General features: G+C 64.9%; 14 protein-coding genes. 6 read left to right on the top strand and 8 right to left on the bottom strand.

What is annotated here, in order from left to right:
- Positions 1 to 46: 46 nt before the first annotated feature.
- The 3 genes from fusA to rpsL form a co-directional block, all read right to left on the bottom strand.
- Positions 47 to 2,149 (bottom strand): elongation factor G, encoded by a 2,103-nt coding sequence (gene fusA, locus LV28_RS25605; RefSeq protein ID WP_023593822.1) that lies wholly within the window; start codon positions 2,147 to 2,149, stop codon positions 47 to 49.
- A 117-nt stretch (positions 2,150 to 2,266) separates the two neighbouring features.
- Entirely contained in the window at positions 2,267 to 2,737 is a 471-nt protein-coding gene (gene rpsG / locus LV28_RS25600; RefSeq protein WP_023593821.1) for a 30S ribosomal protein S7, read from the bottom strand.
- A gap of 126 nt (positions 2,738 to 2,863) precedes the next feature.
- Positions 2,864 to 3,238, bottom strand: a complete 375-nt coding sequence (rpsL, locus tag LV28_RS25595) for a 30S ribosomal protein S12 (protein ID WP_010804142.1) — start codon at positions 3,236 to 3,238, stop codon at positions 2,864 to 2,866.
- A 419-nt stretch (positions 3,239 to 3,657) separates the two neighbouring features.
- Here rpsL and LV28_RS25590 point away from each other — a divergent pair, with 419 nt between their 5' ends.
- Entirely contained in the window at positions 3,658 to 5,052 is a 1,395-nt protein-coding gene (locus LV28_RS25590; RefSeq protein ID WP_038619129.1) for an aminotransferase-like domain-containing protein, read from the top strand.
- A 369-nt stretch (positions 5,053 to 5,421) separates the two neighbouring features.
- Positions 5,422 to 6,144 carry an HAD family hydrolase gene (locus LV28_RS25585; RefSeq protein ID WP_023593819.1) on the top strand — a complete coding sequence of 241 codons (723 nt, stop codon included), beginning with the start codon at positions 5,422 to 5,424 and terminating at the stop codon, positions 6,142 to 6,144.
- Here the strand turns inward: LV28_RS25585 and LV28_RS25580 are convergent.
- Both LV28_RS25580 and LV28_RS25575 read right to left on the bottom strand, forming a co-directional pair.
- Positions 6,092 to 6,883 carry an AraC family transcriptional regulator gene (locus LV28_RS25580; RefSeq protein ID WP_024788538.1) on the bottom strand — a complete coding sequence of 264 codons (792 nt, stop codon included), beginning with the start codon at positions 6,881 to 6,883 and terminating at the stop codon, positions 6,092 to 6,094. The genes LV28_RS25585 and LV28_RS25580 overlap by 53 nt on opposite strands.
- A gap of 127 nt (positions 6,884 to 7,010) precedes the next feature.
- Complete coding sequence (locus LV28_RS25575; protein ID WP_023872503.1) at positions 7,011 to 7,409, bottom strand: CopD family protein; 399 nt, start codon at positions 7,407 to 7,409, stop codon at positions 7,011 to 7,013.
- 155 nt (positions 7,410 to 7,564) lie between these two features.
- On the opposite strand from LV28_RS25575, the gene LV28_RS25570 reads away from it, so the two are divergent.
- Entirely contained in the window at positions 7,565 to 7,873 is a 309-nt protein-coding gene (locus LV28_RS25570) for a DUF4148 domain-containing protein (protein ID WP_023593816.1), read from the top strand.
- 355 nt (positions 7,874 to 8,228) lie between these two features.
- Here LV28_RS25570 and LV28_RS25565 read toward each other — a convergent pair whose 3' ends face one another.
- On the bottom strand, positions 8,229 to 8,939 hold the full coding sequence (locus LV28_RS25565; RefSeq protein ID WP_023593815.1) for a dienelactone hydrolase family protein: 711 nt from the start codon (positions 8,937 to 8,939) through the stop codon (positions 8,229 to 8,231).
- A 281-nt stretch (positions 8,940 to 9,220) separates the two neighbouring features.
- On the bottom strand, positions 9,221 to 9,637 hold the full coding sequence (locus LV28_RS25560; RefSeq protein WP_036641580.1) for a DUF302 domain-containing protein: 417 nt from the start codon (positions 9,635 to 9,637) through the stop codon (positions 9,221 to 9,223).
- A gap of 140 nt (positions 9,638 to 9,777) precedes the next feature.
- Between LV28_RS25560 and LV28_RS25555 the strand changes: the two genes are divergently transcribed.
- The gene (locus tag LV28_RS25555; RefSeq protein ID WP_048806476.1) at positions 9,778 to 10,239 is read left to right on the top strand and encodes a hypothetical protein; all 462 of its coding nucleotides are present in this window, start codon (positions 9,778 to 9,780) and stop codon (positions 10,237 to 10,239) included.
- 18 nt (positions 10,240 to 10,257) lie between these two features.
- Here LV28_RS25555 and LV28_RS25550 read toward each other — a convergent pair whose 3' ends face one another.
- Positions 10,258 to 11,190, bottom strand: coding sequence for a LysR family transcriptional regulator (locus tag LV28_RS25550; protein ID WP_023593812.1), 933 nt, complete (start codon positions 11,188 to 11,190; stop codon positions 10,258 to 10,260).
- Between the two features lie 199 nt (positions 11,191 to 11,389).
- On the opposite strand from LV28_RS25550, the gene LV28_RS25545 reads away from it, so the two are divergent.
- Positions 11,390 to 12,589 (top strand): amino acid aminotransferase, encoded by a 1,200-nt coding sequence (locus tag LV28_RS25545; RefSeq protein ID WP_038619133.1) that lies wholly within the window; start codon positions 11,390 to 11,392, stop codon positions 12,587 to 12,589.
- A gap of 88 nt (positions 12,590 to 12,677) precedes the next feature.
- Positions 12,678 to 13,964, top strand: a complete 1,287-nt coding sequence (locus tag LV28_RS25540; protein ID WP_023593810.1) for an MFS transporter — start codon at positions 12,678 to 12,680, stop codon at positions 13,962 to 13,964.
- Positions 13,965 to 13,987 lie beyond the last annotated feature (23 nt).

The raw sequence follows: 13,987 nt of genomic DNA, 5'->3' as shown, positions 1-13,987 counted from the left end.
ATGCGTAAGGTGCTGCATCACCCGATGCAGACACCTGACAATTCAATTACTTGTTCTTGTTGCTGATGATGGCTTCGCTCACGTTCTTCGGAGCTTCAGCGTAGTGCTTGAACTCCATCGAGTACGTGGCGCGACCCTGCGTGAGCGAACGCAGCGACGTCGAGTAGCCGAACATTTCCGACAGCGGCACTTCGGCGCGCACGATCTTGCCGCCGCCCACCATGTCGTCCATGCCCTGCACGATGCCGCGACGGCTCGACAGGTCGCCCATCACGTTGCCCATGTAGTCTTCCGGCGTTTCCACTTCCACGGCCATCATCGGCTCGAGAATGACCGGGTTGGCGCGACGCATGGCTTCCTTGAAAGCCATCGAGCCGGCCATGCGGAACGCGTTTTCGTTCGAGTCCACATCGTGGTACGAACCGAACGTCAGGTGAACCGTGACGTCGACCACCGGGAAGCCGGCGAGAACACCGCTCTTGAGGGTGTCTTGAATACCCTTGTCAACGGCCGGGATGTATTCACGCGGAATGACACCACCCTTGATCTCGTCGAGGAACTTGTAACCAGCGCCCTGCTCGCTCGGCTCAAGCGTGATGACGGCGTGACCGAACTGGCCGCGACCGCCCGACTGCTTGACGAACTTGCCTTCGACGTCCACAGCCGACTTGCGAATGGTTTCGCGGTAGGCAACCTGCGGTGCGCCGATGTTGGCTTCCACGCCGAATTCGCGCTTCATGCGATCGACCAGAATTTCGAGGTGGAGCTCGCCCATACCCGAAATGATGGTCTGACCCGATTCTTCATCGGTATGCACACGGAACGACGGATCTTCCTGCGCCAGGCGGTTCAGGGCGAGGCCCATCTTTTCCTGGTCGGCCTTGGTCTTCGGTTCGACAGCCTGCGAAATCACCGGCTCCGGGAACACCATGCGCTCGAGCACGATCGGGGCGCTCGGATCGCACAGCGTGTCACCCGTGGTCGCGTCCTTCAGGCCGACGGCAGCGGCGATGTCACCAGCGCGCACTTCGTCGATTTCTTCACGCTGGTTGGCGTGCATCTGCACGATACGGCCCAGGCGTTCCTTCTTGCCCTTGACCGAGTTCAGCAGCGTGTCGCCCTTGTTCACAACGCCCGAGTAGACGCGGAAGAAGATCAGCTGGCCGACGAACGGGTCCGTCATGATCTTGAACGCCAGCGACGAGAACTTCTCGTCGTCCGACGCCTTGCGCTCTGCCGGCTGTTCCTTGTCGTCCGTGCCCTTGACCGGCGGAATGTCGACCGGCGACGGCAGGAAGTCGATCACGGCGTCCAGCATACGCTGCACACCCTTGTTCTTGAACGCGGTACCGCACAGCATCGGCTGGATTTCGCATGCGATGGTACGCAGACGAATACCTTCGATGATGTCAGCCTCGGGGAGGTCGCCCTCTTCGAGGTACTTGTTCATCATCTCTTCGCTCGACTCGGCAGCGGCCTCGACCATGCTTTCGCGCCACTTCTGGGCTTCCGCTTGCAGCTCGGCCGGAATGTCGACGTAGTCGAACTTCATGCCTTGCGACGCTTCGTCCCAAATGATCGCCTTCATCTTGATGAGGTCGACCACGCCCTTGAAGTTTTCTTCGGCGCCGATCGGCACCACCACCGGCACCGGGTTGGCCTTCAGGCGGTTCTTCAGCTGGTCGTAGACCTTGAAGAAGTTCGCGCCGGTACGGTCCATCTTGTTGACGAACGCCAGACGCGGCACGCCGTACTTGTTGGCCTGACGCCAAACGGTTTCCGACTGGGGCTGCACGCCACCCACGGCACAGTAAACCATGCACGCGCCATCGAGAACACGCATCGAGCGCTCGACTTCAATCGTGAAGTCGACGTGACCCGGGGTGTCGATGATGTTGATGCGGTGCTTTTGGTAGTTGTTCGCCATGCCGGACCAGAAGCAGGTCGTGGCAGCCGACGTGATCGTGATGCCGCGCTCTTGTTCCTGCTCCATCCAGTCCATCGTCGCGGCGCCATCGTGCACTTCACCGATCTTGTGGTTCACACCGGTGTAGAACAAAATGCGCTCGGTCGTCGTGGTCTTACCTGCGTCGATGTGAGCGCTAATACCGATGTTGCGGTAGCGCTCGATAGGGGTTGTACGAGCCACTTTAAGCCTCTTTCAATGTAGCCGCCATTTTTGAGGGGGCTACTAACACAAACGGGCGAGGCGCAATTTCTCATGCGCACCCGCCCCGGTTTCTGCTCTAGGTACTGCTTGCCAGCGTCAGAAGCGGAAGTGCGAGAATGCCTTGTTGGCTTCGGCCATGCGGTGAACTTCGTCACGCTTCTTCATGGCGCCGCCACGGCCTTCCGAGGCCTCGATCAGCTCACCTGCCAGGCGCAGGGCCATCGACTTCTCGCTACGCTTTTTCGCGGCCTCACGCAACCAACGCATCGCCAATGCCATACGACGCGACGGACGCACTTCGACCGGAACCTGATAGTTTGCACCGCCAACGCGGCGGCTCTTGACTTCAACCACCGGCTTCACGTTGCCGAGAGCGGTGTTGAAGACTTCCAGCGGATCCTTGCCCGCCTTGGTTTGGATCTGCTCGAAAGCACCATAAACGATGCGCTCCGCAACCGACTTCTTGCCGGCAAGCATGAGCACGTTCATGAATTTAGCGACTTCAACGTTGCCGAACTTCGGATCGGGCAACACTTCGCGCTTGGGGACTTCGCGACGACGCGGCATGATTTCTTCCTTGATTGATTCAGTTGGAGCTTCGCTCCAGGCCACCTACTAGCCAGCACCTGGCCGAGTGACCACTTACTCAGTGACGATGTACCACCATCACCGAACGTATATCCGCTCAGCCGCTTAGGCCTTCGGACGCTTCGCGCCGTACTTCGAACGGGCCTGCTTACGGTCCTTGACGCCTTGCGTGTCGAGGCTACCGCGCACCATGTGGTAACGCACACCCGGCAAGTCCTTCACACGACCGCCGCGGATCAGCACGACCGAGTGTTCCTGCAGGTTGTGGCCTTCACCGCCGATGTACGAGATGACTTCGAAACCGTTCGTCAGGCGCACCTTGGCAACCTTACGCAGTGCGGAGTTCGGCTTCTTCGGCGTCGTGGTGTACACACGGGTGCACACGCCGCGACGCTGCGGGCAGTCCTGCAGGGCCGGGCTCTTGCTCTTGATCTGAGCAGAGGTGCGCGGCTTGCGGACCAATTGGTTAATCGTTGGCATTGTGATTTCCTAAATGTGTCAAAAGCATGAAAGCCAAGGCGGACCTCCATGCAACTTCACTGCAAATCTCCGATCACCCTTGCGGATTACCCGCATCCAAACCCTTGATGCATAAGCACTTTGCATTGGACACGCGCATACCGCCGGAAAAACCGGAGCCTGCGACTATACATGGGACCATTGCAAGTGTCAATGCAATAGCCCAGGGAATCGCTTCGTAAGTCGTTGATTGTTAACGGCTCTTGATACCCCTGCCGGCAGGACCCGCAACGCCGCGGCGATACATGGGCCGCCCCGGCCCCGTCACGAGATGCGGTCAGCTCTCGCGAATGCAAGCCTTGCGACCCGCATGTATGCAAACTACACTTCACGCATCGGAAATTTTCACAATTTTCTCCATACATAAGCCGGACATCGCCATGGACGCCTCTCACGACACCCTGCGCGCCACCTTCTGGAAACCCGCTTTGAGCACGGGAAAGGGGCCTCGCTACCTGCGTCTGGCCAGCTTCATCGAGCAGTCCGTGGCCGACGGTCGCCTGCGGCCGGGCGACCGGTTACCGGCGCAGCGGGAACTCGCGTCGTGGCTCGGCATCGATTTCACCACGGTCACGCGCGCCTACAACCGGGCGCGCGACCGTCATGCCATCGAGGGACGTGGTCCGCTGGGCACCTTCGTGAGCACCCCGCGCATCGCGATCGACCAGGTGCTCGATCTGGGAATGAACATTCCGCCCGCGCCGATCGGCCTGTTTCTCGGCGAGATGTTGCAAAAGGGCATCGACGAGGTGCTGCGTCACACCGACGCTTCGATGCTCATGGCGTATCAACTGGGCGAAGGCGGCATGGCGGACCGCCAGGCTGGCGCGCTGTGGCTCGCCCCGATGTTGGGCACGCTGGCGCCTTCGGACGTCCTTGTCTGCCCGGGCGCCCAGGCCACGCTCGCGGCGCTGCTGCTGGCCACCACGGCGCGCGACGACACCGTGTTGTGCGAGCCGATCGTCTATCCGGGCTTGCGCGGCGCGGCGCATTCGCTCGGCCGCCGGCTCGCCGGCGTGGCGACCGACGACCACGGCATGCTGCCTGACGCTTTGCGCGAGGCGGCGCGCGGGCATGGCGCCCGGCTCGTCTATCTGAACCCGACGTTGCAGAACCCGACGGCCCGCACCATGCCGGAGCGCCGCCGGCGCGAGTTGCTCGACGTGGCAGAGGCCCTCGACCTGACGTTCATCGAAGACGACCCCTACTGGCGACTTGCGCCCGGTGCGCCGGCGCCGCTCGCGCGTCTCGCACCGCATCGCGTGCACTACGTGGCCACGCTGTCGAAATGCCTCACGCCGGGGTTGCGCACCGCTTACCTCCGGCTGGCAGACGCCCGCCATCGCGACGTCTTTCTCAATACCCTGCACTCCTTTGCCCTGATGGCGCCTCCGTTGATGACGGGGCTCGCGACGCAGTGGATTCACAACGGCATGGCCGACCGCATTCTCGAGGGCGTGAAGGAAGCCGCCGCCCAGCGCCAGGCGATCGCTGCGGAAATTCTCGGCGACGCCGCGAGCGCGCCGGCGCACGGCATTCATCGATGGCATACCCTGCCCGCGGCGTGGACCGCGCGCGAGCTGACAGTCGCCGCGCGCGCCGAAGGGCTGGCGGTAACGCCGGCCGACGCCTTCTGCCTGTTGCCCGACGGTCCCAATGCCATCCGGATCTCGCTCGGCGGCGTGCGCGATCCCGAGCGTCTGGGCAGCGCGCTCATGCGCCTGCGGGCCCTGTTGCACGAAGCGCCGCCGAGCCTGCGCGCGGCGGTCGTCTGACGAAACACCGGGTGCGATACCGGTCGCCGCCTCCCGGCGGGTTTGCCGCCATGACCGCACTGACCGCGCCACCGCGAACCTGCGCCGACCGGGCTGAGAGACGCCCCGCCGCGTTCATCCGGATCGACCGGCAACGCCTCTCGCAAGCGCGCCCGCGTTTCGGGTAACGTATGCGGCATATCGCATGTCCGGGATGGCTTTGGGCCCGTCTTCAGGCATGATCGAGATCAAGCTATCAAATCCTGCAGGGCGGTCTGTCGCATCCGGCGTATCCGATGTCACCCGACGCGTTTTATTCGTTGCGGCGAATTCGTACACTCCCAAAATTCGGCGGCCGCCCCCGCACCTGACACGAGTCCACTAACAGCCATGCAGGCGAGTTTCGAAAAAGACAGCATTCTGGTGCTCGATGTCGATGGCACTCTGACCGATTCGGTGCGCATCCATCAGCGTGCGCTGCTCGGCGCCATGGAGTCGCTGGAATTCGAGGATCTGAACACCGACTGGGGCAGCTACCCCCATCACACCGATACCGGCATTCTGATTCACGCCCATGCCGAGCATGGTCGCGCCCTGCCGCAACCGCACGATCTGGCGCGCTTCGAGCACGAGATCGACGAACGCTTCACAGCGCTGCTCAATGCCCACGGGCTGGCGGAAATTCCCGGCGCGCGCGCGTTCGTCGAAGCCGCGCATCGCTCGCGCTGGGGCGTGGTTTTCGCCACGGGTGGCATCCGGCAGGTGAGCCATCGCAAGCTGCGCTCTGTCGCCATCGACTACACCGACGCGATGCTCATCACGGCGTCCGAATACAGCTCGCGCGAGCAGCTCGTCGCCGAGGCGATCAAACGGGCGCAGGTGGGCTACGGCATCACGCAGCCGCGCGCCATCGTATCGATTGGCGACGGCCTGTGGGATCTGAAGGTGGCGCGAGCGCTCGGCATCGACTTCGTCGGTATTGGCTCGAAGCGCGCGCGCTCGCCGCTCTACGCCGAGGGCGTGCCCGTCTACGACGACATGTGGGACGCCATGCACTGGCTCAGTCCGGGTCGCGGACGCGCGTCAGGTAGTCGCTTGGCGTCACGCCCATGAAGCGGCGGAACATGGTGGAGAAGGCGCTCGGCGTTTCATAACCGACTTCGAGCGCCACCTGGGTGATGGGCCGTCCGGCCCCCAGCAATGGCAGCGCACCGAGCAGGCGCATGTGCTGACGCCACTCCCGGAACGGCAAACCGAACTCCGTCATGAACCGGCGCTCCAGCGTGCGGCTCGACGCGCCGACCTCGACCGCCCAGTCCTGGAGGCTGCGCGGGTCGGCCGGCATACTCAGGTAAGTATCGAAGATCTTGCGCAACCGCGCATCGCGAGGCACCTGGAGGTGCAGTGGCGAATCGCTCTTCCACTCGATCTCCTCGAGCAGCAGCGCCATGACCAGGCCGTCACGACCGTCGGGCGACCAGTTCTCACCAAGCGTCATCGCGCGCAGGATCAGCTCCCGCAGCAGTGCGGACACGCGAATCAAGACCGGCGCTTCGGGTGCGCGGAATCCGCATCGATCCACGTCGACGTAAATAGTGCGCATTTCGACCTTGCCCCGCATGCGCACTTCATGCGTGACATCCCTCGGAATCCATAACGCGCGTTGTGGCGGAATGACCCAGAACGATGCGTCTGTGCGCACTTCGAGAATGCCGGCGCTCGCGTACATCAGTTGCGCGCGCCGATGACTGTGCGGGCGCACGACATGCCCATCCGGGTAATCCTTCGCCAGCGCGCCGACGGGGCGGTCAGTGCCCTGAAACGCCAGGGGTACCGCACTAGTGATCGGCATCGGCACCAGGCCTTGAAAGACGTAGTTTTGGGACGTTTTTGGCGATGTCGCCAGCGTAACACCGGCGGGCCCGGAGACCAAGCCGGGTACCTTCCGGATCATCCCCGCGCGATACGTCTCGAAACGCTCAGAACGGCTTGACGATGACGAGCGCCACGATGATCGCCATCGACACCCAGACCACGGGCAATGCACGGCGGAACAGCGGCGGCGACGTGGCTGCGCCGTCTCGTTCGAGCCGCCGCAGCGTGGCCGACAACCGTCCATGCAGCGCCGAGATGATCAGCACGAACACCAGCTTCGCCATGAACCACGGCGCGCTCCACCAGTTCGCCATGACGGCCAGCACCGGGCCGCTGATCCACACCACGATCAGCGCCGGCGACGCCAGCCCGTAATCCGCACGGCGTGCGATTCGGCGCCATTCGGGCTGCGCCAGGCGTCCGCCCAACGCCATCGTCACCATCCCGGCGATGAACGTGATGACGGCGATGAGATGTACGGCCTTGATCCACAGATAGAGCATCGGGACGTCTCCTCGGAAGCGCTTGATCGATTGTTTCCGAATACACAAGAGTGGCTTGCAATAAGTCGCCTTTATCGTTAGTGCGTGCATCAATAGACTTCAATTGTCGACGATGAATAACACATCGCCCCTTTCAAAAGACAGGAGAAAACATCATGCAACGCACGCTTATTGCTTCGGCTCTCGTTTCCGCCATGCTTGCCGTCTCGGCCGGTTCCGCCTTCGCCAGCGACGCCTTCGACGGTCCGTCGGAATTTGCCTGGGTGCCGCAAACGACCGTGCTAAGTCGCGCCCAGGTTCGCGACGAGCTGGTACAGGCACAACGGGCCGGTCTCGTGGTGCAGCACGACGCCGTGTACCCGAAGGCGGCCCCCAGCGCACAGCCGGTCTCGGCCGGCAGCCCGATTGCGATGGGTTCGGTCGGTGGCCAGCAACGCGCCGGCACGACCTACTTCGGTTCGTAATGTAACCCGCCGCGCCGCCGACCTCATGCGAGGTGGCGGCGCGGCGCGCGTTCTGCGCATAACGACGCGCGAGGCGCAGCCCGCGCTATCCGTCTGAATTCCGGCCGCTTGCGATTCACGGCCTCAGACTCCTGTCGCTGTGCGTGGTGGTTCGACGCACAGGACTTTGCCCGTCGCTCCGGCGACGGGCTTTTTTAGCGAATCGGCGCAAGCGTCGGTCGGATGCGCCCAATCGTCCGCCCCTCGCCGCATCGCGCCTGAAACGAAGAAGCCCGCCGAAGCGGGCTTCCTGTCATTGAACGGGTGTCATCGGCCTGGCCTGATGAGCGGGCCGCAGGCCGGAACACCGCATCGCTCAACGCGCCAGCGCTTTGGCCAGGAACTCCAGCGCACGGCCGTGCGCCAGCACCGCCGAAGGCTGATGATACGCGCCGCGTGCCCAGCAGTTGAAGCCGTGGTCGGCGCCGGGATACACGAACACCTCCGTGTTCGGACGCGACTTCACCGCCTCGCTCACCTGCTTCACGATGTCCGGCGTGATGTGGCTGTCGAGCGCGCCGTAGTGGAACTGCACCGGCACGTTCAGGTTGGGCGCCTCGGCCAGATAGTTGTGAATGCCGCCGCCGTAATATGGCACGGCCGCGTCCACGAGCCCGCGCGCGGCGCTCAGATACGACACCAGACCGCCGAAGCAGTAGCCCACGGCGGCGACCTTGGCGCCGGCGTCGAGCTTGCCGCGCAGCGCCTTGACCGTCGCCTCGACGTCCCTGACGGTCTTCTCGACGTCGACCGACTTGCGCAGTTCCAGCGCGCGCGCCATGTCGTCGCCCGCATAGCCGAGTTCGACGCGGGGGGCGTCACGCCAGAAGACGTCCGGTGCGAGTACGACGTAGCCGTCCATCGCATATTGATCGGCGACACCGCGAATATGCTCGTTCACGCCGAAGATTTCCTGTACCAGCACGATGCCCGGGGCGTTGGTCGTCTTGCCCGTCGGCGGCAATGCCAGATAGGCATCGAAACTGCCGTCCACGGTTTCGACACGGATCCATTGACTGTTCGACACGGAAGTTGCTCCATCAAAAAAAGGGGGGATTGCCCGCGCGCCGATCGCGGCGCCCCGGGAAGCCGGGGCGGGATTGCCGCGTGCGCGCGCACGGAGAGGCCGAATCAGTATAGGGATTTTCGTGTCGGCGCACAGCGCGCGCCAACGCCCGCCGTACAGGGGGTGGCGCCGACATCCGGCGCCTGCGCCGCACCGTCGCGCCTGCGACGGGGGCCTGACCGCCCCACTCGGCCCGACGGCGCGTTTCAACAACCGAACCGCCACGTGGGGCATGCCGGGGCTCAGGCGGCGAGCGCCGCCTCGAGTATCCTGGCGACCGCGCCGAAACCTGCCGTCTGCGCCGAATCGATGCCGTAAAGTGCACTCAGCAACGGGCCCGGATTCAGGAAATCGACGCGCACGTCATCGGGCGCCGCCGCCCACACCATGACCTTGAGCGGCAGCTCGATCCCGGCATGCGGATTGGCACTCATGACCGGCGTGCCGCCCTTGGGATTCCCGAAGAGGACCAGACGCGTCGGACGCAACGTCTGTCCGACCGACGCAGCGGCTGCGCTCTGATCGATGTCGGCAAAGATCGTCATGTCATGGGCCCGGAGGGCGTCCATCACGCGTGTGAGCGTGGCGTAGAAGTCCACCGGACTTTGCCATGAAGTAAGGGTGGCGGGATGCACGTACGGTGAGGTATCGGTTGTCATGGGCGAACTCCTGCGATCGACTCGGACATGCCTTACCTTACACGTCGTTACGGGGCGGCGGCGACTACCTGCCTGCACGTTACGCTTGGCGCCGACGTTCGACGTTCCAGCGAACGCGATTTCATTACGGAGTCCATATCATGACGATCACCTTGCGCCGTGCCTCGGGCGCGCTTGCCCTGATGCTGGCTTTGACGTTCGCGACGTCGGCCGGCGCCGCCCCCGCCGCCGACGCGCGCGCCGACGCCCCCATGGCGCCGCGCCCGGTTCAGGACCCGCATGGCACGCGGGGATTGCGCGACCAGCCGCCCCCGCCGCCGGGTATGGGTGGGCGCTTCGGTGGCCCTGCCTTCGCGGCCATCCGCACCATCGAGGAAATTGCGCACCTGTACCGCGCAGGCGGTCATCCGGAGAACGTCCTGCCGTTCTATCGCGAAACACTCGGCCAAACGCACGATCCGATACTGCGCCATCACCTGCGCGAAGCCATCGCGCGAGAGGAACTCAAGCCGGCCGACACCACGGCGGCCATTGCCACGCTGCGTGCGCAATTGAGCGAAGATCTGGCGGCCATGCCGACGCCCGACAGCAGGCGACGCTGATCGCCCGCCGCGCCAGTCTCACACTTGCTGCGACGCCATGACCCGCGCGTTCCACTGAGGCAGCCATTCCATCAGGAACTGTGCGAATCCTTCGGCCGCCGGCGACGCCGCGCGCGAGAGCGGCCGGTACACGCAGACCTGGCGAATCGTCTCCGGCGACACGACCCGCCGCATGACGAGGCCGAACGAATGCGCGAGCGCCGCCACGTAGCCTGGCGTGAGCGTGGCGGCCAGTCCCTGTGCCGCCACGCCGAGCGCCGTCGTCACGTTGTCGACGACGTCGATGGGCGTGATGCGCGCGTCGGGCGGCGCGGACAGCCGCATCTGCGCAACGCTGCGCTCGTGGTCGCGCCCGGCGGCAACGAGCGGCGTGTCTCGCAGATCGGTCCATCGCACGCGACGACGCCGTGCCAGCGGGTGGTCCGGCGTACACCACAGCACCCACGGGCTGTCGAACGCGGGCGCGCCGGCCACCTGCGTCCCCGTCGAACGATTCGGGCCGATGGCGAGATCCAGATCGCCGTTGGCCACGCGATCGATGAGTCCATCGACGGGGGTGTCGACCACGCGCACCACGACCTTCGGGCGCGTTTGCGCGTACTCGCGAATCGCCGACGGCAGCGCCATGCTCGCGATGACCAGCGGCGCGCCCACGCGCACGATACCCGCCGCGCGATTGCGCAGGTCATCGGCCGTCTTCTCGGCGGCCTGGACATGCCGCAGCACCGATTCGGCCGAGGCGAGGAAGTCGCGCCCGGCGCTCGACAGCGCCACGCGACGTGTCGTGCGATCGAAGATACGAAAGCCCAGCACCGATTCCAGTTCCGCGACGAGCTGACTCACGGCGGACGACGTGAGGCCCATGCGATGGCCGGCTTCGGCAAAACTGTGCAGCTCGGCGATGGCCACCAGGGCTTCGAACTGCCGGAGCGTTACGCGGGTCAGGGGCATGACGGGTCGATTATCAAGTTCGGCTTACGAATGGACCAGAATCGATTGATTGTTCCGTAAAGGGCCGTCGCCCACAATCGATTTTCAAAATTCCGTACCGGATCGTCGGTCTCCCGGCGCCCTCCGGCCCCTGCCCCCCCTTTATGTCCGCGCGGTATGCCGAACTCGGCGGACCGGGCGGCAAGGAGCGAAACCCCGCATGTTTTCCCACGTCGACGCCTATCCCGGCGATCCGATCCTCGGCCTGAACGAAGCCTTCGGACAGGATCCCCGCCAGCACAAGGTCAATCTGTCCATCGGCATTTATTTCGACGATGCCGGCCGCCTGCCGGTCATGCAGGCGGTCCGCGAAGCGGAGGCATCCGTGCTCGCCGACATCGGCCCACGTCCGTATCTGCCGATGGCGGGCACGCAGGCCTATCGCGACGCGGTGCAGGCGCTCGTCTTCGGCGACGACAGCGCCGCGCGGCGCGAGCGGCGCATCGCCACACTGCAGACCCTGGGCGGCGGCGGTGCGCTGCGGGTGGGGGCCGACTTCCTGCGGCGCTACTTCCCGGACAGCGGCATCTGGATCAGCGATCCGAGCTGGGACAACCATCGCGTGGTCTTCGAGAGCGCCGGCTTTGCGGTGCAGTCGTACCCGTACTACGACGATGCCACCGGCGGCCTGCGCTTCGACGCCATGCTCGAGACGATCGCGGCCCTGCCCTCGCGCAGCATCGTGCTGCTCCACGCCTGCTGCCACAACCCCACCGGGGTCGACCTCACGCAGGCGCAATGGCGCACGCTGGCACCGGTATTACAGTCGCGCGGCCTGATCGCCTTCGTCGACATGGCCTACCAGGGCTTCGGCGACGGTCTGGACGCCGATGCATTCGCCGTGCGCACCCTGACCGAGGCGGGCGTGCCGACGGTCGTCGCCAACTCGTTCTCGAAGAATTTCTCGCTGTACGGCGAGCGATGCGGCGCGTTGTCGGTCGTGTGCGCCACGGCGGATGACGCATCGCGCGTGTTCGGACAGCTCACGGGCACCGTGCGCGCGAACTACAGCAACCCGCCCACTCATGGTGCGCGACTCGTCGCGCAGGTGCTCACGACCCCCACGTTGCGTCGCGCGTGGGAAGACGAACTCGACGGCATGCGCACCCGCATTGCCACGATGCGCGCGCAGATTCATGCACGTCTCGCGCCCCACGTGAGCGGCGAGAAGCTCTCTCGCTATCTCGCGCAGCGCGGCATGTTCACCTACACGGGACTGAGCGCCGCGCAGGCCGACGCCTTGCGCGAAACGCACGGTGTCTACCTGCTGCGCTCCGGGCGCATGTGCGTGGCGGGGCTGAACACGCGCAACGTCGACACGGTGGCGCAAGCCATCGCGCGGGTGCTGACGAACGACTGAGCCTCGCACAGGCCGCCAACGGATCACGGAGCGCATGCCTCCGGAGAAGCATAAGCATGCCCGCAACATAACAATGACTGGAGAGAACATGACGACTGCCACTGCCGCCGATACCCCCATCGGCGCCAACACCGCTTCGCACCCCTGGCGAGCGGTCATATCCGCGTCCATCGGCAACGCGCTCGAATGGTTCGACCTCGTGGTGTACGGCTTCTTCGCGGTCACGATCGCGAAGCTGTTCTTCCCCACGCACGACGACACGACCTCGTTGCTGCTCACACTGGGCACGTTCGGCGTGTCGTTCTTCATGCGACCGCTCGGCGCCATCGTGATCGGCGTATATGCGGATCGCCGGGGACGCCGCGAAGCGCTCACGCTCACCATCTTGCTGATGATGGTCGGCACGGCGATCATCGCGTTCATGCCGACGTACGAGACGATCGGCCTGCTCGCGCCCGTGGGCATCGTGCTGGCGCGAATGATCCAGGGATTCTCGGCGGGCGGCGAGTTCGGCAGCGCGACCGCGTTCCTGGCCGAGCACGCTCCGCAGCGGCGCGGCTTCTTCGCGAGCTTTCAGGTGGCCAGCCAGGGGCTGACGACGCTGCTCGCCGCGGGCTTCGGCGCCGTGCTCACGAGCACGCTGTCGCCCGAGCAGATGCAGAGCTGGGGCTGGCGCGTGCCGTTCCTGTTCGGCCTGCTGATCGGCCCGGTGGCGTACTACATTCGGCGGCACGTGAGCGAGACGCCCGAGTTCCTGGAAGCCGAGCCGACCGAGACGCCGCTGCGCGACACGCTGGGCCATCAGAAGATGCGCTTGCTGCTGGCCGTTGGCGCGGTGGTCGTCGCCACCGTCTCGACTTACCTCGTGCTCTACATGCCGACGTACGCGATCAAGCAGTTGGGACTGCCGGCGTCGGTCGCGTTCGCGGCGACGGTCGCGACCGGCATCGTGCAGATGCTGCTCTCGCCGTGGGTGGGGGCATGGTCGGACCGGGTGGGCCGCGCCAGGCCAATGATGATTGCCGCGGGCGCGTTGCTGGTCCTGATCTGGCCGATGTTCTGGGTGCTCTCCACGTATCCCGGCTTCGGCGTGATGCTTGCGCTCCAGACGTTGCTCGGCGTGCTGATGACGATGTATTTCGCCCCGCTGCCGGCGCTGGCCTCGGAGATCTTCCCGGTGAAGACGCGCACGACGGGTCTCTCCCTCTCGTACAACCTGTCGGTGACATGCTTCGGCGGCTTCGCGCCGTTCATTTTGACGTGGCTGATCGATGCGACGGGCAGCAAGCTCGCTCCGAGCTTCTACATGATGGCCGCCGCCGCCGCGGGTCTGATCGCGCTGAGTCAGGTGTACCGACACACGGGCGTGCGCTGAGGCGTCGGGCGATGCCGCGATAT

The sequence above is a fragment of the Pandoraea pnomenusa genome (genome assembly GCF_000767615.3).
Lineage (GTDB): Bacteria > Pseudomonadota > Gammaproteobacteria > Burkholderiales > Burkholderiaceae > Pandoraea > Pandoraea pnomenusa.
This window is presented reverse-complemented; position numbering and strand designations above follow the sequence as displayed.

Bases quoted from the DNA above. Each gene is read 5' to 3' on its own strand.
- LV28_RS25580 (WP_024788538.1), bottom strand. From the start codon at position 6,883: ATGCCGATCACTAGTGCGGTACCCCTGGCGTTTCAGGGCACTGACCGC.
- LV28_RS25575 (WP_023872503.1), bottom strand. From the start codon at position 7,409: ATGCTCTATCTGTGGATCAAGGCCGTACATCTCATCGCCGTCATCACG.
- LV28_RS25590 (WP_038619129.1), top strand. From the start codon at position 3,658: ATGGACGCCTCTCACGACACCCTGCGCGCCACCTTCTGGAAACCCGCT.
- rpsL (WP_010804142.1), bottom strand. From the start codon at position 3,238: ATGCCAACGATTAACCAATTGGTCCGCAAGCCGCGCACCTCTGCTCAG.
- LV28_RS25570 (WP_023593816.1), top strand. From the start codon at position 7,565: ATGCAACGCACGCTTATTGCTTCGGCTCTCGTTTCCGCCATGCTTGCC.
- LV28_RS25555 (WP_048806476.1), top strand. From the start codon at position 9,778: ATGACGATCACCTTGCGCCGTGCCTCGGGCGCGCTTGCCCTGATGCTG.
- LV28_RS25545 (WP_038619133.1), top strand. From the start codon at position 11,390: ATGTTTTCCCACGTCGACGCCTATCCCGGCGATCCGATCCTCGGCCTG.
- LV28_RS25540 (WP_023593810.1), top strand. From the start codon at position 12,678: ATGACGACTGCCACTGCCGCCGATACCCCCATCGGCGCCAACACCGCT.
- LV28_RS25560 (WP_036641580.1), bottom strand. From the start codon at position 9,637: ATGACAACCGATACCTCACCGTACGTGCATCCCGCCACCCTTACTTCA.
- LV28_RS25585 (WP_023593819.1), top strand. From the start codon at position 5,422: ATGCAGGCGAGTTTCGAAAAAGACAGCATTCTGGTGCTCGATGTCGAT.
- rpsG (WP_023593821.1), bottom strand. From the start codon at position 2,737: ATGCCGCGTCGTCGCGAAGTCCCCAAGCGCGAAGTGTTGCCCGATCCG.
- LV28_RS25550 (WP_023593812.1), bottom strand. From the start codon at position 11,190: ATGCCCCTGACCCGCGTAACGCTCCGGCAGTTCGAAGCCCTGGTGGCC.